Source organism: Thalassobaculum sp. (assembly GCF_965223715.1).
Classification (GTDB): Bacteria; Pseudomonadota; Alphaproteobacteria; order Thalassobaculales; family Thalassobaculaceae; genus Thalassobaculum.
The window spans coordinates 3,854,533-3,876,176 of record NZ_OZ245012.1 but is presented as its reverse complement, the minus strand read 5'-3'; the positions used below and the strand labels follow the sequence as shown (position 1 = coordinate 3,876,176).

General features: G+C 70.3%; 21 protein-coding genes and 1 tRNA gene. 15 read left to right on the top strand and 7 right to left on the bottom strand.

Annotation, left to right across the window (positions count from 1 at the left end):
- Nucleotides 1-37 precede the first annotated feature (37 nt).
- From infB to rpsO, 4 genes are read left to right on the top strand one after another with little or no spacing between them, the layout of a single operon-like run.
- Nucleotides 38-2,671: a translation initiation factor IF-2 gene (gene infB, locus ACOQOP_RS17925; protein WP_420566544.1), complete on the top strand. Its 2,634-nt coding sequence runs from the start codon at nucleotides 38-40 to the stop codon at nucleotides 2,669-2,671.
- Nucleotides 2,672-2,704: 33 nt separating this feature from the next.
- On the top strand, nucleotides 2,705-3,136 hold the full coding sequence (gene rbfA / locus ACOQOP_RS17920; RefSeq protein WP_420563177.1) for a 30S ribosome-binding factor RbfA: 432 nt from the start codon (nucleotides 2,705-2,707) through the stop codon (nucleotides 3,134-3,136).
- On the top strand, nucleotides 3,126-4,052 hold the full coding sequence (gene truB, locus ACOQOP_RS17915; protein WP_420563176.1) for a tRNA pseudouridine(55) synthase TruB: 927 nt from the start codon (nucleotides 3,126-3,128) through the stop codon (nucleotides 4,050-4,052). Before rbfA ends, truB begins: the two co-directional genes overlap by 11 nt.
- Nucleotides 4,053-4,066: 14 nt before the next feature.
- Nucleotides 4,067-4,336, top strand: a complete 270-nt coding sequence (gene rpsO, locus ACOQOP_RS17910; RefSeq protein ID WP_420563175.1) for a 30S ribosomal protein S15 — start codon at nucleotides 4,067-4,069, stop codon at nucleotides 4,334-4,336.
- A gap of 82 nt (nucleotides 4,337-4,418) precedes the next feature.
- On the opposite strand, the gene ACOQOP_RS17905 is transcribed toward rpsO, so the two are convergent.
- The 3 genes from ACOQOP_RS17905 to ACOQOP_RS17895 are packed head-to-tail and all read right to left on the bottom strand — an operon-like array spanning nucleotide 4,419 to nucleotide 5,786.
- Entirely contained in the window at nucleotides 4,419-4,697 is a 279-nt protein-coding gene (locus ACOQOP_RS17905; RefSeq protein WP_420563174.1) for a DUF1971 domain-containing protein, read from the bottom strand.
- Between the two features lie 25 nt (nucleotides 4,698-4,722).
- Nucleotides 4,723-5,124, bottom strand: coding sequence for a group III truncated hemoglobin (locus ACOQOP_RS17900; RefSeq protein ID WP_420563173.1), 402 nt, complete (start codon nucleotides 5,122-5,124; stop codon nucleotides 4,723-4,725).
- Nucleotides 5,124-5,786, bottom strand: coding sequence for an alternative oxidase (locus tag ACOQOP_RS17895; protein ID WP_420563172.1), 663 nt, complete (start codon nucleotides 5,784-5,786; stop codon nucleotides 5,124-5,126). Before ACOQOP_RS17895 ends, ACOQOP_RS17900 begins: the two co-directional genes overlap by 1 nt.
- Before the next feature lie 110 nt (nucleotides 5,787-5,896).
- Between ACOQOP_RS17895 and ACOQOP_RS17890 the strand changes: the two genes are divergently transcribed.
- The 3 genes from ACOQOP_RS17890 to ACOQOP_RS17880 all read left to right on the top strand — a co-directional run bounded on the left by ACOQOP_RS17890 (nucleotide 5,897) and on the right by ACOQOP_RS17880 (nucleotide 9,706).
- Nucleotides 5,897-6,367, top strand: a complete 471-nt coding sequence (locus tag ACOQOP_RS17890; RefSeq protein WP_420563171.1) for an RrF2 family transcriptional regulator — start codon at nucleotides 5,897-5,899, stop codon at nucleotides 6,365-6,367.
- Between the two features lie 261 nt (nucleotides 6,368-6,628).
- Nucleotides 6,629-8,752, top strand: coding sequence for a polyribonucleotide nucleotidyltransferase (gene pnp / locus ACOQOP_RS17885; protein ID WP_420563170.1), 2,124 nt, complete (start codon nucleotides 6,629-6,631; stop codon nucleotides 8,750-8,752).
- Between the two features lie 231 nt (nucleotides 8,753-8,983).
- Nucleotides 8,984-9,706, top strand: a complete 723-nt coding sequence (locus tag ACOQOP_RS17880) for a glycerophosphodiester phosphodiesterase family protein (RefSeq protein WP_420563169.1) — start codon at nucleotides 8,984-8,986, stop codon at nucleotides 9,704-9,706.
- A gap of 12 nt (nucleotides 9,707-9,718) precedes the next feature.
- Here ACOQOP_RS17880 and pdxY read toward each other — a convergent pair whose 3' ends face one another.
- A complete protein-coding gene (gene pdxY, locus ACOQOP_RS17875; RefSeq protein WP_420563168.1) occupies nucleotides 9,719-10,549 on the bottom strand; it encodes a pyridoxal kinase in 831 nt (276 codons plus the stop codon).
- A gap of 123 nt (nucleotides 10,550-10,672) precedes the next feature.
- Between pdxY and ACOQOP_RS17870 the strand changes: the two genes are divergently transcribed.
- Nucleotides 10,673-11,557, top strand: coding sequence for an HpcH/HpaI aldolase/citrate lyase family protein (locus ACOQOP_RS17870; protein WP_420563167.1), 885 nt, complete (start codon nucleotides 10,673-10,675; stop codon nucleotides 11,555-11,557).
- Between the two features lie 131 nt (nucleotides 11,558-11,688).
- Here the strand turns inward: ACOQOP_RS17870 and ACOQOP_RS17865 are convergent, their stop codons facing one another.
- Both ACOQOP_RS17865 and tsaD read right to left on the bottom strand, forming a co-directional pair.
- Nucleotides 11,689-12,108 carry an EVE domain-containing protein gene (locus tag ACOQOP_RS17865; RefSeq protein WP_420563166.1) on the bottom strand — a complete coding sequence of 140 codons (420 nt, stop codon included), beginning with the start codon at nucleotides 12,106-12,108 and terminating at the stop codon, nucleotides 11,689-11,691.
- A gap of 205 nt (nucleotides 12,109-12,313) precedes the next feature.
- On the bottom strand, nucleotides 12,314-13,324 hold the full coding sequence (tsaD, locus tag ACOQOP_RS17860) for a tRNA (adenosine(37)-N6)-threonylcarbamoyltransferase complex transferase subunit TsaD (protein ID WP_420563165.1): 1,011 nt from the start codon (nucleotides 13,322-13,324) through the stop codon (nucleotides 12,314-12,316).
- Nucleotides 13,325-13,474: 150 nt separating this feature from the next.
- Between tsaD and hemC the strand changes: the two genes are divergently transcribed.
- The 7 genes from hemC (at nucleotide 13,475) to ACOQOP_RS17825 (ending at nucleotide 20,758) form a co-directional block, all read left to right on the top strand.
- Entirely contained in the window at nucleotides 13,475-14,413 is a 939-nt protein-coding gene (gene hemC / locus ACOQOP_RS17855) for a hydroxymethylbilane synthase (RefSeq protein WP_420563164.1), read from the top strand.
- A gap of 6 nt (nucleotides 14,414-14,419) precedes the next feature.
- A complete protein-coding gene (locus ACOQOP_RS17850; RefSeq protein WP_420563163.1) occupies nucleotides 14,420-15,175 on the top strand; it encodes a uroporphyrinogen-III synthase in 756 nt (251 codons plus the stop codon).
- Between the two features lie 3 nt (nucleotides 15,176-15,178).
- Nucleotides 15,179-16,888 (top strand): mitofilin family membrane protein, encoded by a 1,710-nt coding sequence (locus ACOQOP_RS17845; RefSeq protein ID WP_420563162.1) that lies wholly within the window; start codon nucleotides 15,179-15,181, stop codon nucleotides 16,886-16,888.
- 3 nt (nucleotides 16,889-16,891) lie between these two features.
- Entirely contained in the window at nucleotides 16,892-18,295 is a 1,404-nt protein-coding gene (locus ACOQOP_RS17840) for a heme biosynthesis protein HemY (protein WP_420563161.1), read from the top strand.
- 217 nt (nucleotides 18,296-18,512) lie between these two features.
- On the top strand, nucleotides 18,513-19,310 hold the full coding sequence (locus ACOQOP_RS17835) for a hypothetical protein (RefSeq protein WP_420563160.1): 798 nt from the start codon (nucleotides 18,513-18,515) through the stop codon (nucleotides 19,308-19,310).
- A 103-nt stretch (nucleotides 19,311-19,413) separates the two neighbouring features.
- Nucleotides 19,414-19,489, top strand: a tRNA-Thr gene (locus tag ACOQOP_RS17830).
- A 102-nt stretch (nucleotides 19,490-19,591) separates the two neighbouring features.
- On the top strand, nucleotides 19,592-20,758 hold the full coding sequence (locus tag ACOQOP_RS17825) for a hypothetical protein (RefSeq protein ID WP_420563159.1): 1,167 nt from the start codon (nucleotides 19,592-19,594) through the stop codon (nucleotides 20,756-20,758).
- 18 nt (nucleotides 20,759-20,776) lie between these two features.
- Here the strand turns inward: ACOQOP_RS17825 and ACOQOP_RS17820 are convergent, their stop codons facing one another.
- Nucleotides 20,777-21,523 carry a hypothetical protein gene (locus tag ACOQOP_RS17820; protein ID WP_420563158.1) on the bottom strand — a complete coding sequence of 249 codons (747 nt, stop codon included), beginning with the start codon at nucleotides 21,521-21,523 and terminating at the stop codon, nucleotides 20,777-20,779.
- Nucleotides 21,524-21,644 lie beyond the last annotated feature (121 nt).

Here is a 21,644-nt window from a genome sequence, read left to right as displayed (position 1 = left end):
TGCCCGTTGACGGATGGATGACGTGGGCAAAGACGATATGTCGAGCACCAACGAACAAGATCGCAAGAAGCTGAGCCTCGGCTCCGGCAAGGGCAAGCTGTCCCTTGGCAAGACGGTGGAAACCGGTCAGGTCAAGCAGAGCTTCTCCCATGGCCGCTCCAAGACCGTGCAGGTCGAGGTGCGCCGGCGCCGGCCGTCTCAGCCGGTTCCCGGATCCCGCGAGGCTGCCATCGCCGCGGCGAAGGCCGGCGGCGGCAAGGGCGGGCGCGAGCTGACCGCCGAGGAGCGCGAGGCCCGGGCCCGCGTCCTTGAGCAGGCCGCCTCCCGGCGCCCCGAGGAGCAGCCCGAGGCCGTGACCGAGGCCAAGGCCCCGACCGCGCCGGCAGCGGAGTCCCCGGCCGAGGCGCCGGAGGCTGCGGCCCCCGAGCCCGCTCCCGAGCCGGTGGACCGCCGCCAGGCCGAGCTGGACGAGCTGCGCAAGATCGAGGACGCCGAGGCTGCGGTGAAGGCCGCCGAGGCCGCCCGTCTCGCCGAGGAGGAGGCCGCCCGTCAGGCCAAGGCCGCCGCCGAGCGTGCGACCGCCCGTCTGGACCGCGAGGGGACGGCTCCGGCCGCTGCGTCGCCGGCCGCCCGTGCGCCGATCGACAGCGAGGATGACGACCGTCGCCGTCGTGGCGGCGGTGGCGGCGGCGCCAAGGAGGCGCCGTCCAAGCGTCCGGCCCGCACCCGCGGCGCCGGCGAGCCGCGCCGTCGTCAGGGCAAGCTGACCATCAGCGACGCGCTCAGCGGCGACAGCGGGCGGGTGCGTTCGCTCGCCTCGGTCCGCCGTGCCCGGGAACGCGAGCGCCAGCGCGGTCGCGACAATCAGGGCGATGCGGTCAAGCAGTCGCGCGACGTGATCGTGCCCGAGACCATCACCGTGCAGGAGCTGGCCAACCGTATGGCCGAGCGCGGCGGCGAGGTCATCAAGTCGCTGATGAAGATGGGCGTCATGGCGACCATCAACCAGATCATCGACGCCGACACCGCCGAACTGGTGGCCCAGGAATTCGGCCACAAGGTCCGCCGTGTCGCGGAATCCGACGTCGAGCTCGGCATGACCGGCGACGAGGACAAGGACGTCGACCTGCGTCCGCGGCCGCCGGTGGTCACCGTCATGGGTCACGTCGACCACGGCAAGACGTCCCTGCTGGACGCCATCCGCCAGGCCGACGTGGCGTCGGGCGAGGCCGGTGGCATCACCCAGCATATCGGCGCCTACCAGATCGAGGTGCCGTCGGGCGACAAGATCACCTTCATCGACACGCCGGGCCACGAGGCCTTCACCGAGATGCGCGCCCGCGGTGCCAATGTCACCGACATCGTCGTGCTGGTGGTGGCGGCCGATGACGGCATCATGGCCCAGACGGTCGAGGCGATCCGCCACGCCCGCGCCGCCAAGGTGCCGGTGATCGTCGCGGTCAACAAGATCGACAAGCCCGATGCCGACCCGCAGCGGGTCCGCACCGAACTGCTGCAGCACGAGATCGTGGTCGAGGACATGGGCGGCGACGTCCAGGCGATCGACGTCTCGGCGCTGACCAAGCAGGGACTGGACACGCTGCTGGAAGCGATCGCGCTTCAGGCCGAAGTGCTCGAGCTGAAGGCGAACCCGGATCGGGCCGCCACCGGCGTGGTCATCGAAGCCAAGGTCGAGCGCGGCCGCGGCTCCGTCGCCACCGTGCTGGTTCAGCGCGGCACCCTGCGCACCGGCGACGTGTTCGTTGCGGGTGCGGAATGGGGCCGTGTGCGCGCCCTGGTCAACGACCGCGGCGAGCAGGCCGAGAGTGCCGGCCCGAGCGAGCCGATCGAGGTTCTGGGTCTGCAGGGCACGCCGACCGCCGGTGACGATTTCGTCGTCGTCGAGAACGAGAGCCGGGCCCGCGAGATCGCCGACTATCGCCAGCGTCTGTTGCGCGAGAAGAGTGCGACGGCCGGTGCTCGCGGCACGGTCGAGCAGATGCTGTCCGCCATCAAGTCCGGCGAGGCCGAGGAACTGCCGCTGGTCATCAAGACCGACGTGCACGGCTCCCTGGAGGCGATCCGGGCGACCCTGGAGAAGCTGGAGACCAGCGTGGTCAAGCCGCGCATTCTCCACGCGGCCGTCGGCGGCATCAGCGAGTCCGACGTGTCCCTGGCCGGGGCCTCGGGCGGCATCATCGTCGGCTTCAACGTCCGCGCCAACCCGCAGGCCCGCGAGATGGCGCGCCGCGACGGGATGGAGATCCGCTACTACTCGATCATCTACGACCTGATCGACGATGTGAAAGCCCTGCTGACCGGCATGCTGGCGCCGGAACTCAAGGAAGAGTTCCTGGGCTACGCCGAGATCCGCCAGGTCTTCAACATCACCAAGGTCGGCAAGGTGGCGGGCTGCATGGTCACCGACGGCGTCATCAAGCGGGGCTGCAAGGTCCGTCTGCTGCGCGACAACGTGGTGATCCACGAGGGGTCCCTGAAGACGCTGAAGCGCTTCAAGGACGAGGTCCGAGAGGTCCGCGAGAGCTACGAGTGCGGCATGGCGTTCGAGAATTACGACGACATCCGCGAGGGCGATCAGATCGAGTGCTTCGAGCTGAAGGAAGTCGCCCGGACGCTCGAGCAGGTTCAGCAGGAGGCGTCCGCCGGCTAACGCGGCGGCGTCTCGCCGAACGGGATTACGGTTATGGCGAAGCGTGACGAGGCCCGTGAGGGCCCGAGCCAGCGGCAATTGCGTGTCGGGGAGGAGATCCGCCGCGTGCTTGCCCGCGTGTTCGAGCGCGGCGAGCTGCACGAGCCGGCCCTGTCCGGCGTGCGGATCACCCTGTCCGAGGTCAGCGTCTCGCCGGACCTGCGCAACGCCACCGTCTGGGTGATCCCGCCGATCGACGGCGAGATCGCCGACATCCTGCCGGTGCTGGGCCGGGTCGCCGGCCGGCTGTCCGGCCAGGTCGCCCGCGAGGTGCGCATGAAGTTCGCGCCGCGCCTGACCTTCAAGCGCGACACCGCCTTCGACGCCTCCCAGCGCATGAACGCGATCCTCAACGACCCGGTGATCCGCCAGGACGTGGCCAATTCCCCCGATGAAGACGGTGAGCCGGACGACGATGGCGCGTAGGAAGCGGGGCAATCCGGTCCATGGCTGGGTGATCCTGGACAAGCCGATCGACATCACCTCGACCCAGGCGGTCGCCACCGTCCGCCGGGTGTTCGACGCCGCCAAGGCCGGCCATGCCGGCACCCTCGACCCGCTGGCCACCGGCGTGCTGCCCATAGCGCTGGGCGAGGCGACCAAGACCGTGCCCTACGTGATGGACGCCACCAAGGACTATGCCTTCACCGTGCGCTGGGGCGAGGCGACCTCCACCGACGACGCCGAGGGCGCGGTGGTGGAGATCAGCGACGCGCGGCCGGACGAGGCGGCGATCCTGGGCATCCTCGACCGTTTCGTTGGCGAAATAGAGCAGGTTCCGCCGAAATTCTCCGCCATCAAGGTCGATGGCGAGCGGGCCTACGACCTGGCGCGGTCGGGCGAGGAGGTCGAGCTCGACTCCCGGCTGATCGAGATCCTGGACCTGCGGCTGGTCGACATGCCGAGCCGGGACGAGGCCCGGTTCCGGGTCACCTCGGGCAAGGGCGCCTATATGCGCTCGCTGGCCCGCGACCTGGCGCTGGCGCTCGGCACGGTCGGGCATATCCGCGACCTGCGGCGGTTGCGCGTCGGCCCGTTCGGCGCGGATCGCGCGATTTCGCTGGATTCCCTGGCGGAGCTGATGCATAACCCCGCCTCTTTGGAGCACCTGCGGCCCGTTGAGACCGCGCTGGACGGCATCCCGGCGCTGGCCTTGAAGGGCCCCGAGGCGACGACGCTGCGCAACGGACAGGGTGTTCCGGTCTATCGCTCGATGGATCGGGACCGGTTCGGTGATCTGCAGGAAGGCGATCTGGTCTATGCCACCGACGGCACGGTCCCGGTCGCCATCGCGCGGATCGAAAGCGGCGCCATCCGTCCGGTGAGGGTGCTTAACCTCTAGAGAAGGAGAGGACGATGTCGATTACCGCTGAGCGCAAGGCTGAGCTCATCAAGGAATACGCCCAGAAGGAAGGCGACACCGGGTCGCCGGAAGTGCAGGTCGCGATCCTGAGCGAGCGCATTTCCAACCTGACCGAGCACATGAAGACCCACAAGCACGACTTCCACTCGCGCCGGGGTCTGCTGATGATGGTCGGCCAGCGCCGCCGTCTGCTGGACTATCTGAAGAAAAAGTCCAACGACCGCTATTCCTCGCTGATCAACAGCCTGGGCCTGCGCCGCTAAACGGCCGCAGCCGCGCGAACACAGAAGAGCGCCCGAGCCTCCGCCGGGCGCTCTTTTCTTTTGGGGTTTCAGGGTTGCGGGCTCAGGGCTCGCGGAAGAACTCCACGAAGAACCGGACCGGCCCGTCTGCCGCCACCCGGTGCAGGGCCTCCGGCGGCAGGACCCCCGGCCGGCCGGGTGCCAGCCGTTCCGGCGCCCCATCCTCGGCGAAGTGGAGCCGCAGGTCGCCGGAGATGACATGGATCAGGCCCCAGGTTCCGGGTTTCGTGCTGTGGTCGCGCAGCAGCCCGGCTGGGATGGTGGTCTCGGTGAAGACCGGTGTCTTCCGGTAGGCCTGCACTGAGGCGGGCAGCCAACGCATCGCACTCTCCTTCCAGGGCCGCCGGTCAGGCGGTCTCGCGCTGCCGATGGGCGAAGTCGAGGCCCAATTGCAGGCTCTTGGCGATGCGTTCGGCCAATTCGATGAAGATCGCCGCCACCTCGGGCGGCGTGACGTCCCGGGCGCTGGCGCGGAACAGCACCAGCCAGCGCTCGAAATGGCGGGGGCCGAGGCCCGGGATGGCCAGGTGCTTCTGCATCGGCTGGCCCTGGAACCCGCTGCTGACCCGCATCACCGAGCACCAGAAGGACACCATCGTCTCCAGATGGGGCGTCCAGTCGGCGATGATCCCCTCGAAGATCGGGCCGATCTCCGGGTCCGTGCGCACCCGGCCGTAGAAGTCGTGGACCAGCGCCTCGACCAGGTCGCGGTCGATCGCCGGATGCAGCGGGGTCCGATCGCCAGCCATCACTTCACCGCCGCGGCGAAGGGAGCGTCCGCGTCCTTCTTCAGGGCATCGGCGAAGGCGTGGTTGCGGTCGCGGTGCCCGGCCTCGTCGTCCCGCACCGCCACCACCACGTCGCGCAGGGTGGCGTCGGGGGCGAGCCGCCAGTAGTCGATGGCGATCCGGGGTGCCGGCGCGTCCGCCAGCCGGCCGGCATCGATCTCGGCCAGGAAGTCGGTATAGCTGCGCACCGCCTCCTCCTCGAAATAGCCGACGACCCGATGGGCGGTCTTCGGCGCGAAGAGATAGAGGAAGAAGTAGACGTTATAGAAGGCGGCCTGGGTCAGCAGGATGATCAGCCGCTCGAAGACCGACGGCCGGGCGACCTTGATGAAGGTCATCAGGTGCATCCGCTCGTTCTCGGCCTCGTCCAGCAGCTCGCGGATCCAGCCCTGGTCGTCGCGGATGTGGCGCAGGGCCTTCAGGTGCTGCAGCAGACCGCCGACCATGCCGGGCACGGCGGCGACGGTCTCCAGCACCACGGCGCGATGGCCGTAGCGCTTGCGGAAGAACAGGTCGGCGACGAGCCGCAGCGCCTTCACGAAGCCGAAGGCGACGCGGTCGCCCAGATCGGCGGGCCGGTGGTGCAGCACCTGCGGCGGGTGGGGCAGGCCATGGGGGGTCATCGGAGGGCTCCTTCTTAAAGAAGTATTTTCAATGCATCTTATATCGTCTGCCCTTGGCAAAAAGCAATATGAGAGATACATCTTTTGCGAACCCACGCGGACCTGGCCCCATGCGCTTCACACGACAGACCGACTACGCCCTGCGCGTCCTGATGTTTCTCGGGCTGCGCCCCGCCGGGGAGCTCTCGACGATCCGGGAGATCGCCGACCGCTACGGCATCTCCGAGAACCACCTGATGAAGGTGGTGCATCGCCTCGGACAGGAGGGGCTGATCGAGACGGTCCGCGGCCGTCAGGGCGGCATCCGCCTGGCCGTGGCCCCCGAGCGCATCCCGCTCGGCGACACGGTGCGCCGGTTCGAGGAGGACATGCGGATCGTCGAATGCTTCGACCCGGCGACCAACACCTGCGCCATCGCGCCGGTCTGCGCCCTGTCCGGCATCCTGCACGAGGCGCTGGGGGGATTCATGGCGGTGCTCGACCGCTACACCCTGCGTGACCTGCTGCAGCCGTGCGGCGCGCTGGCGCGGGTCCTGCTGCCGGACGGCGAGCCGGCGGACAGCGGGGCACGTGCGCGTTGACCCCGGGGGCGTTCCGTGTCAAAGAACGCGCGCGCAAAAAGAGACGAAATATGAGAACCGAAGGCCGCCGTTGGGGCGCCATGACGCAAGGAGCGTCCATCTATCCTTCATCGCACTTTTGATCGCGGGTCGCCGCCGGCTATGCGCTGCCGGTGGCTGGTCGTGTTGGTCCATCCGGTCGCGGGCATTCACCGCGGCACGGGCCGACCGGAAGGAAGGGTGGAACGCGGCGGGTCATGTCCGTCGGTTCGAAACTGAGGAATGACACGTATGTTCGACGTATACCGCAAGGAAATCGAGTGGGGCGGGCGCACGCTCACCCTGGAGACCGGCAAGATGGCCCGCCAGGCCGACGGCGCGGTCCTCGCCCGCTACGGCGACACCGCCGTTCTCTGCACCGTGGTCGCCGCCAAGACGCAGCGCCCGGGCATCGACTTCTTCCCCCTCTCGGTCCACTACCAGGAGAAGACCTACGCCGCGGGCAAGATCCCCGGTGGCTTCTTCAAGCGCGAGGGCCGTCCGAGCGAGAAGGAGACCCTGACCTCCCGCCTGATCGACCGGCCGATCCGTCCGCTCTTCGTCAAGGGCTTCAAGAACGAGGTGCAGGTGATCTGCACGGTTCTCGCCCACGATCTGGAGAACGATCCGGACATCGTCGCCATGGTCGGCACCTCCGCCGCCCTGTGCCTGTCCGGCGCCCCGTTCCTGGGCCCGATCGGCGGCGCGCGCGTCGGCTACAAGAACGGCGAGTACATCCTGAACCCGACCATGGACGCCACCAAGGAGAGCGAGCTCGACCTGGTCGTCGCCGGCACCGAGGAAGGCGTGCTGATGGTCGAGTCCATGGCGTCGGAGCTGTCCGAGGAGATCATGCTCGGCGCCGTCAATTTCGGCCATGACAGCTTCCAGCCGGTGATCAAGGCGATCATCGAGCTGGCCGAGGCCGCCGCGAAGGATCCGATGGATCTGCCGGAGAGCCCGCTGGACCTGGACGCCATCCGCGGCAAGCTCGAGGCGGCCTGCAAGGCCGACCTGGAAGCGGCCTATGACGAGCCGAACAAGACCGAGCGCCAGAACAAGCTCGCGGCCGCCAAGGACAAGGGCCTGGCCGCGATCGAGGACGAGGCCGAGAAGGAAGCCGCCAAGGGCCTGATGAAGGGCCTGGAGGCCGACATCGTGCGCGGCCGCATCCTGGAGACCGGCAAGCGCATCGACGAGCGCGACACCAAGACCGTGCGCCAGATCGTGGCCGAGGTCGGCCTGCTGCCGCGGACCCACGGCTCGGCGCTGTTCACCCGCGGCGAGACCCAGGCGATGGTCGTCGCCACCCTGGGCACCGGCCAGGACGAGCAGATCATCGACGCCCTGGAAGGCGAGTACCGCGAGCACTTCCTGCTGCACTACAACTTCCCGCCGTTCTCGGTGGGCGAGGCGGGCCGCGTCGGCTCCCCGGGCCGTCGCGAGATCGGCCACGGCAAGCTGGCCTGGCGGGCGGTGAAGCCGCTGCTGCCGAGCAAGGAAGCCTTCCCCTACACCCTGCGCGTGGTGTCCGAGATCACCGAGTCCAACGGCTCGTCGTCCATGGCGACGGTCTGCGGCACCTCGCTGTCCCTGATGGATGCCGGCGTGCCGCTGGCCCGTCCGGTGGCGGGCATCGCCATGGGCCTGATCAAGGAAGGTGAGAAGTTCGCTGTCCTGTCCGACATCCTGGGTGACGAGGATCACCTGGGCGACATGGACTTCAAGGTCGCCGGTACCGACAAGGGCGTGACCGCCCTGCAGATGGACATCAAGATCACGTCCATCACCCGCGAGATCATGAAGGTCGCGCTGGAGCAGGCGAAGGACGGCCGCATGCACATCCTCGGCGAGATGGGCAAGGCCCTGTCGACCGCCCGCGAGGGCGTGTCCGACACCGCGCCGAAGATGATCTCCATCAAGATCCCGGTCGACAAGATCCGCGACGTGATCGGCTCCGGCGGCAAGGTGATCCGCGAGATCTGCGAGACCACCGGTGCGAAGATCGATATCGAGGACGACGGCACCGTGAAGATCGCGGCGGTCGAGCAGGCCTCGCTCGACGCGGCGCATAACTGGGTCTACTCGCTGACCGCCGAGCCGGAAGTGGGCAAGATCTACGACGGCAAGGTCGTGAAGACCCTCGACTTCGGCGCCTTCGTGAACTTCCTCGGCCCGAAGGACGGTCTGGTGCACATCAGCCAGCTGACCAACGGCAAGCGCCCGGAGACGGTTACCGAGGTCGTCAAGGAAGGCGACAAGGTGAAGGTCAAGGTCATCGGCTTCGACGACCGCGGCAAGGTCAAGCTGTCGATGAAGGTCGTCGATCAGGAGACCGGCGCCGACCTGGAAGCCGCCGCCGAGTAACCGGCCCGGCCCAACGGCGAGAAACAGCGGCGCGGAGGCTTCGGTCTCCGCGTCTTTTTTTGTGTGCCCGCGCCTCCCTCTTCGCCGTCATACCGGACGCGCCCGTCCCGGATTTAATCCGGGACGGGACGGGGCGTGTCGAAGGGCGAAGGGTCGAACGGCCCAAGCGCTGTCATTTTCCCGCCACGCTCCCTGCGCTATGGTCCGCCGCCACCTCACCTGGAGACCCCGATGCCCGCACGTCCCTTCACCCCGCCCCGTCTGATCGGCCATCGCGGCGCCAAGGCGCTGGCGCCGGAGAACACGCTGGGCTCGATCCGGGCCGCGAAGGAGGCCGGCGCCACCTGGGTCGAGATCGATGCCAAGCTGGCCGGCGACGGCGTTCCGGTGCTGATGCACGACGCCACCCTGGACCGCACCACCGACGCCCGGGGCCCGGTGGTCGCGCGCAGCGCCGCCGAACTCGCCGAGGTGGATGCCGGCAATGGCGAGGGCGTGCCCACCCTCGCCCAGTGCCTGGCCCTGTGCCGCGAGCTCGGCCTCGGGCTCGACCTGGAGATCAAGCCGGATGCGGGCACCGGCTCGGCCACCGCGCGGGCGGTGCTGGCGGTGCTCGACACCGAGGGCTGGGGGCCGTCGGACCCGATCGTCATCACCTCGTTCAGCCGCAACGCCCTGCGCGTCGTGCGCGATGGGGCTCCCGACTATGTGCGCGGCCTGCTGCTGACCGGCCGGCCGGACGATTGGCGCGAGGCCGCCCGGGACCTGGCGGTCGACGCGGTGATCCCCGGCACGAAGGATGTGTTCGGCCCCGAGGACGTGACCGCCATCGTCGAAGGCGGCTGGGTCCCGATGGTCTATACCGTTAACGACCCGAAACGGGCGAAGGAACTGTTCGACTGGGGCATGGCCTCCATCGTCACCGACGACCCGCCGGCGCTGCTGGGTCTCTAGGCTGCTGGGCCTCTAGAGGGGCCGCACCTCGGCTGGCACCGCCCGGGTGATCGCGTCCAGGTTGGCGATCAGCACCAGATCGACGGAATCTGCGGCCTTGGTCGCCGCCGTCGCCACTTCCAGTCCCGCGACGGTGCGGGCCAGGGCGGGCGCGGCGCTGCGGTGCTCCAGCCAGTGGGACAGGAACAGTCCGGCGAAGAGATCGCCGGTGCCGAAGAACGGCCGGTCGTGCCAGGGCGAGCGGGCGATCCAGTTCTCGGTCGCCGTCACCGCCACCACGGCGAGATGGTCGCCGTCGGGCACGCCGGTGGCGACCACCACCTCCGGCCCCCATTCCAGCAGGGTGACCGCCGCGTCATGGGCATCGGCCACGCTCTCCACCCGGTGGCCGGAGAGCAGGGCCAGCTCGAAGGCGTTGGGCGTGATGATCGTGGCCCGGGGCACCAGCCGGTCGCGGAAGGCGTTCTCGATCCCCTCGCGCACGAACACTCGGCCGTGGTCGCCGATCACCGGGTCGCAGAGATAGACCGCGTCCGGGCTCGCCTCCCGGATGGCGTCGAGCACCTCGGGGAAGGCCCGCCCCGTCTCCGCGGTGCCGAGATAGCCGGAATAGACCCCCTCCACGCCCCGCCAGCCGGTGTGGTGGGCGATGCCGCGCATCAGCTCGGCGATCTCGTGTCCCTCGTGCACCTTGCCGGTGAATTTGTGATGGCCCGGATGGTTGGAGAAGCTCACCGTGTCGACGCGCCAGACCTCGTGGCCCCGGCGTTCCAGGACCGGCACCGCGGCGGCGTTGCCCACATGGCCGACGGCGACATGGGAGGAGAGGGCGAGGATCGGCATGCCCCCTCATAACCGGTTCGGCCGCGTCCGTCAGCGGGACAAATCGGGTGCGTTGTCGAGGGCGGCCCCGGCGGCTAGGCTCGCGGCCAACGATGAACCCCGAACCGTTGGAAACGCTTGATCATGGCCGCCGTCACCCGTCCCCGCCGCTCCGTCCTCTACATGCCGGGCTCGAACCCGCGCGCCCTCGACAAGGGCCGCTCCCTGCCCTGCGACGGCATCGTCATGGACCTGGAGGACGCGGTGGCCCCCGACGCCAAGCAGGCCGCCCGCGACGCCATCGCCGAGGCCCTGGCCCAGGGCGGCTATGGCGCGCGCGAGATCCTGATCCGGGTCAACGGCCTGGACACGCCCTGGGGTCATGACGACCTGGTCTTCGCCGCCGGCCAGCCCGCCCACGGGGTGATCCTGTCCAAGGTGGAGAGCGGTGGCACCGTGCGCCAGGCGGAGTCGTTGCTGGAGCGCAACGGAGCGCCGGAGGGCCTGGGTCTGTGGTGCATGGTGGAGACCCCGCGCGGCGTGCTGGCGGCCCAGGAGATCGCGTCGGCCACGCCGCGCATGGCCGGGCTGATGCTCGGCACCAACGACCTGGCCAAGGACCTGCACTGCCTGCACACACCCGACCGGATGCCGCTGATGACCTCCTTCGGCCTCTGCCTCCTGGCGGCCCGGGCCCATGGGCTCGCGATCCTGGACGGGGTGCACGCGGATCTGAATGACGACGCGGGATTCGCCGCGGTCTGCCGCCAGGGCCGCGAGCTGGGCTTCGACGGCAAGACGCTGATCCATCCCAAGACCATCGCCGCCGCCAACGCCGCCTTCTCGCCGCGCAAGGAGGACATCGCCTGGGCCCGCAAGATCGCCGACGCCCACGCCGCCGCCATGGCCGAGGGCAAGGGCGTGCTGCAGGTCGACGGCAAGCTGGTCGAGGGCCTGCACGTGGCCGAGGCCCAGCGCCTCGTGGCGATGGCGGACATGATCCGCGAGCTGGAGGGGTCGGCGGGCTGAGCCCCAGTACTCCACAGCTCCCGTCATCCTGAACTTGATTCAGGATCAACGCTCAGGCGCCGGTGCACCGCAGGTCCTGAATTGAATTCAGGATGACGGGTGGGCAGGTGGGGGTGAGGGGGAACCGCCGGCTAGACCGTCGTCTCCGCCATCTTCAGGATCAGCCGCCACTGGGCGTCGGTGACCGGGACGACCGAGAGGCGCGACTGGCGGACCAGGGCGAAATCCTCCAGCTCCGGCTCGGCCTTGATGTCGGCCAGGGTCACCGGCTTCTCCACCGGCTGGATCGCCTTGATCGTTACCATGCCGAAACGCTCCGACTTGTCGGTCGGGTCCGGGTGGTATTCCTCGATCACCTCGACGATGCCGACGATCTGCTTCTCGTTGACCGAGTGGTAGAAGAAACCGCGGTCGCCGATCTTCATCGCCTTCATGTTGTTGGCGGCCTGGTAGTTGCGCACCCCGTCCCAGCCTTCGCCCTGGTCGCCCTTGCGGACCTGATCGTCCCAGGACCAGGTGCCGGGCTCGGATTTGAACAGCCAGTACGCCATGAAGGGTGCCTCTCGTCTCGATATCGGAGGGAGGATTTAGCCCGAGTTTGGGTGATCGATCCAACCTCTTCTCACTCCCCGGATTTATTCCGGGGCGCGCGCTGGCCGGCGCTTCGTCGTCGGGCGTTTCGCCTGATGACGGGCTCGCCCCGGAACAAGTCCGGGGAGTGAGTAAGAAGGGGAGGGAGAGAGAAATTCCCGGTGGCTACGCCTTCACCCGTCCCGCCCCGATGGAGGGCGCCGCGTCCGGGTCGAGCGGCCAGCGGGGGCGGGGGCGGAAGTCCATGCCGTCGACCAGGCCCAGGGCCAGCCGCTCCTGCCCGGCCCAGGCGATCATCGCGCCATTGTCGCCGCACAGTGCCAGCGGCGGGGCCACGAACGGCATGCCCCGGCTCTCCGCCAGCGCCGCGAGTGCCGCCCGGATCGTCCCGTTCGCCGCCACGCCGCCGGCGACCACCAGCGGCCGGCCGGTGAGGCCCTCGGCCTCCAGCAGCTCCGCGGCCCGCCGGGTCCGGTCGACCAGGGAGGCGGCGACCGCCTTCTGGAACGCGGCGGCGATATCGGCGATCCCCTGCTCCGTCAGCCCGTCGCCGGCCTCCTCCACCCGCCGGCGCACGGCGGTCTTCAGGCCGGAGAAGGAGAAGTCGCAGCCGGGCTTGCCGACCATCGGGCGCGGCAGCTCGACCGCCGAGGCGTCGCCCGAGGCGGCGGCACGCTCCACCGCCGGGCCGCCCGGATAGCCCAGGCCCAGCAGCTTGGCGGTCTTGTCGAAGGCCTCGCCCACCGCGTCGTCGATCGTGGTGCCGAGCCGCCTGTAGCGCCCCACACCCTGGACCAGCAGGAGCTGGCAGTGCCCGCCGGAGACCAGCAGCAGCAGATAGGGGAAGTCGATGCCGTCGGTCAGCCGCGCGGTCAGGGCGTGGCCTTCCAGGTGGTTGATCGCCAGGAACGGCCGGCTATGGGCGCTGGCGATGGCCTTGCCCAGGGTGGCGCCGACCAGGACTCCGCCGATCAGCCCCGGCCCGGCCGTCGCCGCCACGCCGGAGAGGTCGGCGAAACCGAGCCCCGCCTCGTCCATCGCCCGGGCGACGATGGCGTCCAGATGGTCGAGATGGGCGCGTGCCGCGATCTCCGGCACGACGCCGCCATAGAGCCGGTGATCGTCGAGCTGGCTCAGCACCACGGTCGACAGAATCCGCCGGTCGGCGGCCACCACCGCCGCGGCGGTTTCATCACAGCTCGTTTCTATGCCTAGAATAGCGTGCGGGCCGGAAGGCACGGCGCGGTCTCCCTTCAGATCGTGCCTTCGTCTACACGAAACCCGCCGCGATGACACCCGATTGACAGAGGCGAGACAGACACCGCCATGACCGCCAAGATCATCCTCGGCTCGCGCGGATCGGCGCTGGCCCTCGCCCAGACCCGAGAGACCCGCGAGCGGCTGATGGCCGCCTGGCCCGAACTGCGCGAGCCGGGCGCGATCGAGATCCGCACGGTGAAGACCACCGGGGATGTCGTGCGCGACCGACCGCTCGCCGAACTCGGCGGCAAGGGCCTGTTCATCAAGGAGGTGGAGGGCGAGCTGCTCTCCGGCGCCATCGACGCCGCGGTCCATTCCATGAAGGACATGGAGACCACCATCGCCGACGCGACGATCCTGGCGGCGGTGCTGCCGCGCGAGGATCCCCGCGACGCCTTCATCTCGCCCCATGCGGACAGTTTCGAGGCCCTGCCCCAGGGGGCGCGGGTCGGCACCGCCTCGGTGCGCCGCGCCGCCCTGGTGCTGAACCGCCGGCCGGACCTGCAGGTGGTGATGTTCCGCGGCAATGTGGACACCCGCCTGCGCAAGCTGCATGACGGCGAAGCGGACGCCACCTTCCTGGCGGTCTGCGGCCTGAAGCGGCTGGAGATGGAGCACGCCATCACCCGGATCATGGAGCCGGACGCGTTCCCGCCGCCGGTCAGCCAGGGCGCCATCGGCATCCAGTGCCGCGACGGCAACGCCTCGTCCCGCGACGCCGAGATCGCCCGCTGGCTGAGCGCCCTGGACGACAAGCCCAGCCGGATGCGGGTGACGGCGGAGCGGGCGATGCTGGCGGCCCTGGACGGCTCCTGCCGCACACCGATCTCCGGCCATGCGGTGCTCGACGGCGACCGGCTGACCCTGAACGGCCTGGTCCTGTCCCTCGACGGCACGCAAAGCCATGCGGGCTCCGCCAGCGCCGAGGCCGGCGACGCGGAGTCGCTCGGCCGCGGGGTGGGTGAGGACATCCTGTCGCGCTGCGGCCGCGATTTCCTCGCCTGAACCGGGATGGCGGCCCGGATTGCGGATCGACGGGTCATCGTCACCCGGCCGGCCGACGCCGCCGCCGATCTCCGGGCCGAGCTGGCGGGGCACGGGATCGAGGCGCTGGCGGCACCCATGCTGGCGGTCGAGCCGGTGGCGTCGACGGACCCGCTCCCCGAGGGGATCCAGGCGGTGCTGGTGACCAGCGGCAACGGCGCGCAGGGGGCGGGCCGGCTCGACCTGGACCGCGCGCTGCCGGTCCTGGCGGTGGGCGAGGCCACCGGCCAGGCGGCGGCGCAGGCGGGTTTCACGGACGTCACCACCGCCGCCGGCGATGCGGCGAGCCTCGCGGACCTGGTGGCCGCGCGCTGCCGGCCGGGGGACGGGCCGCTGCTCTGGATCAGCGGCGAGGCGGTCAGCACCGACCTGGTCGAGACCCTCGGCGCGCGGGGATACCGGGTGATCCGCCGCGTCGCCTACCGCACCGTCATGGCGGAAACCCTGCCGACCGAGGTCGAGGACGGGCTGCGCACGGGGTCGGTGGAGGGGGTTCTGTTTTTCTCTCCCCGCAGCGCGGAGGCCTTTGCTAGGCTCGTCGCTGGACGAGCGCTGGAAGCCGCCTGCGCGACCGTGTCGGCCTACTGCCTGAGCGATCCGATCGCCCGGACGGCCTCGAAACTCGCGTGGCGCGCCATACATGTAGCTGAGACCCCGATGAAGGCGGCGCTGATCGCGGCGGTGGTTGAAGGCGGGTCCGATCGCAAGGTGGAGAAGGATTGATCCATGGCGGAGACGCCTAAGGCCGAGAACGAAACTGGCGCACCGGTGACTGCAGGAGAGGGCGCGGACACGCTCAGCGACGCCGCGACGGCCACGGCGCAGGACCGCGCCGCCGGCGCCGGCGAAGACGCGCTCTCCGACGGTCCGAACGGCAGCCCCACTGACGGCCCCAGTTACGGGTCCGACAGCGTGTCCGGCGTGGCCGCCTCCGGCGCGGTCGATGGCGGCGCCGGCCAGGATTCGCTGAGCGGCACCTCCGCGGGCACGACCGCCAGTCCCTGGGCCGCGTCGAGCGGCACGATCGTCGGCGCCGATGACAGCTCCGCCTCCGGATCGTCGACGGTCGAGACGCCGGAGCCGGCCCCGGCCCGTGCGGCCTCCAGCGGCGGCGGGGCGACCCGTTTCGTCGTCTTCGTGATCCTGATCGTGCTGATCGGCGGCGTCGGCTATGCCACCTACCCCGAATGGCGCGACGAGGCGGTGCCCTATGCCGAGATGATCGGCGTGACCTTGCCCGAAGTGCCGGCCGATCCGGATGCCCCGACCGATACCGTCCCGACCGATACCGCGTCGACCGACACCGCCCCGGCCGACACCGCGTCAACCGACACTGCGGCACCGGCTCCGGACAGCACGCCGCAAACCGGTACCGCATCGGCCGACTCGAGCCAGACCGCATCCGCGCCGGCGACGTCCGCTCCGGCCGCCGAGGCACCCGCAAACACGGTCTCGCTGGAGGATTTCGAGGCGCTGAGCGAGCGGGTGGCGACTCTGGAGGCCGAGATCGCGCGTCAGTCCGACGCCCCGGCCGCCGCCGTGTCCACGAGCGGCGGCGAGGAGCTGTCGGAGCGCATCGCCTCCCTGGAGAGCCGGTTCACCGCCCTGTCCGACGAGATGGCGATCGTGCGCCAGGGCCTGGGCGTCGCCGAGGATACCGACGGCGTCTCCTCCGTGGCCTCCGACCTGTCCGACCGCCTGGCCCAGCTCGACAGCCGGCTCTCGACCCTGGAGCAGCAGGAGGCCGGCCCCCCGCCGGTCTCGGCCGAAGATCTGGCGGCCCTGACCCGGCGGATCGACGGGCTGCAGCAGACCTCCGAAGGCGGCGACGCCGACCTTGTCGCCCGGCTTGACGCCCTGGCCGCGACCCAGAAGGACCTGGCCGCCAAGGTGGCCCAGGGCCGCAACAGGCAGGAGCAGGCCGGCGCCTTCCTGCTGGCGGCGAACCTTCTGGCCGCGGCGAGCAGCGACAGCGGCACCTTCTCCGCCGAACTGGACGCGGTGGAGACCGCTGCGCTGGACCAGCCGGAGGTGGGCGAGGCGATCGGCACCCTGCGGACCCATGCCGGCGGCGTGCCGTCGGAGGCCGACCTGCGGTCGCGCTTCCCGTCGGTGGCCGCCTCGATCATCGACGCCTCCATCGTCGGCGCCGGGGACGACGTGGTGGGCACAGCGCTCACCCGCATCGCCTCGCTGGTAACCCTGCGGCGCACCGAGACCGAGGAGGGCGACGACATCGACGCCATCGTCAACCGGGCCGAGGCGGCCGCCAATGCCGGCGACCTGCCCGGCGCGGTGCAGGCCCTCGGCGCACTCGACGGCGACCCGGCCAAGGTGGCGCAGCCCTGGATCGCGGAGGCGCAGGCGCGCATCGCCGTCGACCGGGCCGTGCGCACGCTGCAGTCCCGGGCCCTCGCCACCCTGTCGGGGGGCTGATCCATGCGCCGCTCCCTGATCTATCTCGTTCAGCTCGCCGTCTTCGTCGCCGTCGCGGTCTGGCTGGTGCAGAACCCGGGCGGTGTCCGGGTCGACTGGCTCGGCTGGCGGCTGGAGACGCCGTTCGCGATGTTCCTGCTGGTGATCGGCATCGCCCTGTGGATCGCCGCGGTGGGCTGGCGGGCCGCTCTCGCGACCGTGCGCGCGCCGTTCTCCTTCTGGCGTCACCGGAGCGCCCATCGCCACGAGGAAGGTTACAAGGCCCTGGTCCAGGGCATGGCCGCCGTGGCCGTCGGCGACGGCGAGGAGGCCAAGCGGCTGGCGCGCGAGGCCGACCGGCTGCTGCGCGAGCCGAGCCTGACCCGGCTGCTGTCGGCCCAGGCGGCCGCCTTGAGCGGCGATGCCGCCGCCGCTGCCCGCTATTTCGCCGCCCTGCGCGACGATAAGGACACCGCCTTCATCGGGCTGGTCGGCCTGATGCGGCTGGCCGATGCAAGGGGCGACGACGCCCATGTGCTGGAACTGGCCGAGGAGGCGTACAAGCTGCGGCCGAACTCGGTCCAGGTGGCGACCACCCGGATCTTCGGCCTGGCCCGGGCCGGCCGCTGGGCCGAAGCGCAGGCGGCCCTCTACGACGCGGTCAAGCGTGGGCTGATTCCGCGTCCCGAGGGCCGGCGGCATCGCGCGGCCCTGCTGATCGAGCGCTCGCGGCTGGCCGACACCCAGGCGGACTCCCTGGACCTCGCCGCCAAGGCGCGGGAGAGTCAGCCGGATTTCGTGCCCGCCATCGCGGCCGAGGCGACCCTGCTGGGCGCCACCGGCCGCAAGGACAAGGCGCGCAAGCTGGTCGCCGACCAGTGGAAGCTCGCACCCCATCCGGACCTCGCCTCGGTGATGCGCAGCCTGTGGGCGGGCGAGACTGTCTCCATGCTGCTGCGCAAGATCCAGTCCATGGTGGAGAAGCTGCCGGACCATCCCGAAAGCCGGCTGGCCGTCGCCGAGACGGCGCTGGACGGCGACTTCTGGGGCGAGGCGCGGGCCCAGCTCTCGGCGCTGGATCCCGAGGATGTCGGCCCCCGCGCCTGTGCGCTCTGGGCCCGGCTGGAGGAAGGCGAGCACGGCAACGTCACCGCCGCGCGCCAATGGCTGGAGCGGGCGGCCTACGCGCCGAGCGATCCCGCCTGGACCTGCGATTCCTGTGGTGCCGTGGCGGCGCAATGGACCGCGACCTGCGGCAATTGCGGCGCCTTCGACACGGTGGGATGGACCCGCCCGCCGCGGGTGGCCGTGGTGCCGCCGGCCCTGGTCACCCAGGACGGCGACGCGGTCGGGCCGATCGTGGAACTGACCGCCGAGGTCGAGGACAATCCGAAACCGCCCGCCTCCGGCACCGCCAGCGCTGCATAGCGACGGTTCGGCGCCGGCCATGGCGTCAGGGGGCGGCCGCCGCCGATCGCGCGAATCGGCCGATCCCTTGACTCCATGCTTAACGGCGCCTTAATACCGGCTTGGCATTTTGCTGCGAATTGGATAGAATTCGATCGATCTGGCGAGAATGCCAGGTGGCTAAGACCGCACAGGCGTTGATGGGGACCCGCCTGAGCCGTCCAGAAAGGACAGTGTCATGGTCGCGACGATTGATAGCGCGGCCGGCGGTAACACCGCTGTCGCCGTATCGTCTCAAACAGCTTCGCTGACCGCAGCCGCGCGTCAGCAGCAGACGTCGACTCGCGCCGCCGAGAAGAGCGAAGCGCCGAAATTCCGTCCGTTCCTCCCCAACGATCCCGGCTACATCACCGTCGAGCCCGATGGCCGCGACGACGTGACCTTCCGCGACCGCCTGCGCCAGGCGATCGAGGCCGTCGCCAGCGCCTTCAGCTCCCGCGAGGGCGTGACCGCCATCGTCGACCGGGTAGTCGGCGAGATCTCCAAGACCCTGGACGAGGCCGAGGCCAAGGGCGAGGAGGTCGCCGTCCAGCTGCGGATCGCCGCCCTCGACGTCTCGGTGGCGGACGGGGCCGGCGGCAGCGCCTTCGCGTCGATCCGGCAGTTCGCCCTGGAGGTCGGCGTGGCCCGCGGTGGCAAGGTCGCCGCCGAGGATACAAGGGTACTGGCCACCGATGGCCGCAGCCTGGGGCTCAGCCAGGGGCAGATCCGCGCCGGACTGACCAGCGGGACCTATCAGCGGGTCGATACCGGCAGCACCGACAGCAATCTCAGCGAGGCCGCGCGCGAGCGGCTGGCCGCGGCGCGCAGCGGGCTGGAGAGGGTCAAGGCCGTCCAGGATGCGCTGGCCGCCTTCCGTCTCGGCGACGAGGTCCCGCTGCGGGACCTGTTCGAAGGCCGGGGCGGCTCCGCCGCGATCGACAGCGGCTCCCTGGGGCAGGTGTTCCCCGGGATCGGGGCGCTCTCGTTCCGCTGACCCGGCGTTTGATATCCGGCCGGCGGTGACGCGACGCTTGCATCTCCGCCACTTCCTCCGTATCTAGGGCGCCGAACGCGATAGGCGCACCGGCGCCCACGGGGCCGCAATAGCTCAGATGGTAGAGCAACGCATTCGTAATGCGTGGGTCGGGGGTTCAAGTCCCTCTTGCGGCACCATTTCCCTCCATAGCGCGACCGTCCGGCAAACCCGGTCTTTGTGATGGGTACGGCCTGCGTATAATCCGGGCAGTCTTGATAACCGCGACGGGCCGGCCCCGAATGACGAACGACACCGGCCCCGCTGTGGGGCAGAGAGTCTGGGCGATCCCCGCGATACTGCTCGCCAGCCTGGCCGTGGTCTACCTGCGCGGGCCGGACGCCTTCCTGCACCCGAACTTCTGGGCCGAGGACGGCAACGTCTTCTTCGCGGAATGGCAGCGGATGGGCCTCGCCAGCCTGCTGCATCCCTATAACGGCTATCTCCACCTCGCACCCCGGCTGGTCGCGGCCTTTGCCGGCGCCTTTCCGCTGGAGCACACGGTTCTCGTCTATCTGGTGGCCAGCCAGCTCGTCGCCCTGTGGTGCGCGGTGACGATCTACCTGGTGATGCCCGCGCGGGGGCTGTGGCCGCCGCTGTACCTGGCGCCGTTTCTCGCCATCGGCGGCACCGAGGTCCTGTCCTCGCCGACCAACCTGCAGTGGATCCTGGCGGTCGGCCTGATCGCGGTGCTGCTGGCGCCGGTGCAGCGGGCGGGGATGGTCCGGATCAACGCCGTCGCCTTTGTGGTGCTGGCCGGCCTCTCGGGGCCGTTCTCGCTGTTCGCCCTGGCGGCGACGGTGGCGGTCCGGATGGTCCTGCGCCGGATGCCCGGCCCCGGCCAGGCCCTGCTGATCGTCACGGTCGCCGGTACGGCGGCGCTCCAGGCCCTGGCCATGTCCGACACCTACGGGCCGGGGCTGGGCGGGGTGACCGCGGCGAAGCTCTATGAGGCCGGTGTGGCGGTGCTGCGCCGCTCCATGGGCGGCAGCGTCCAGGCGATCGTCGTCCCGGCGGCGGTTCTGGCCGCCGTCGCGATGGGCCGCGATCGGATCTGGCGGGCCGGCCTGGTGCTGTTCGCCCTGATCCTCACCCTCTCCGTCGCCCTGCGTTTCGGCGCTGAGCCGGAGGTGTTCCCCCACGGGGTGGCCGAGCGGTACTACTACGTCCAGTCCGCCATGTGGCTGCTGGTTCTGCTCTCGATGCTCGGCGATCCGGATCTGCGCCGGCTGCGCCTGCTGTCGGCCGCTGCCCTTGTCCTGATGGGGGTCTCCCTGGTCGACGGGAAGTTCGTGCGCCACCCGCGGCTTCCGATCGACGACTGGCGCATGGTGGTCGAGCAGGCCGGTCAGGCGCCCACCCACTACCGCTACCCGCCCGGCTGGAGCGTCATCGTCCACCCGCGCTGACGTGCGGCGCGCGGTCGGTCAGCTTCCGGCGTTGCCGGGCAGGGGCAGGATCATGGCGTAGTCGCCGCCGTCGCGCAGGGCCTCGCGGACTCGCAACAGCTCCTGCTGGTCGCGGCCGACCCCGGCGAACAGCCGAACGTATTCGCCGGCCACCGTCCGCACCTCGACCAGGGTCGGGGTCTCCTCGTCCAGCGCGTCGCGGTAGCGGTTGAGCAGCACCTCCCAGCCGGCCAGGGCGGCTTCGTGGGAGCGGTAGCTGGCCAGATGCACCGCCCGGACCTCGCTGCTGGCCGGCGGCCAGGCGATCCGGCTGGTCCGCAGCTCCAGCCGCTCCAGCCGGGCGCGCAGCACGGCCTCGCTGTCGGTGTCCCCGGCGGAAAGCCGCGACACCGCCGCCGTCAGGGCCGCCACGTCCTGGCGCAGGGACTCCATCTCGGCCTGCAGGGCGGGGTCGCCGGCGCCGGCATCGGCGGCGGACCTCCGGGCGCCCGACCCCTCCAGGGCCTCCAGCCGCTCATACATGGCCACCGTCATCCGCTCCAGCCCGGCGAGCCGGTCGTCCCGGGTCTGCTGGCTGTCGAGCATGGGTTCGATACGCCGGTCGACGAGATTTGCCTGCCGGTCTCGCTCGCGCTCGAGCGCCTGCCGGACGGCGGCATCGACCCGGGCCTGGCGCTGCTGCTCGGTCTCGAACACGCCAAGCGAGCCGCAGCCGGTCAGCAGGACCAGTGACCCGATCAGGAATGCATGCCGCGCGAGGCCCATAGGCGCCCTCCGTTTGCTCCACTTTACCAAGCGGCCGGTCCTGGGGCGAGCATCGACGGGGGAACTGGCAAAACCGTCCTCGTGACTGAAGGTTGCAGCGAAATGCGGCCTCAACTTACCC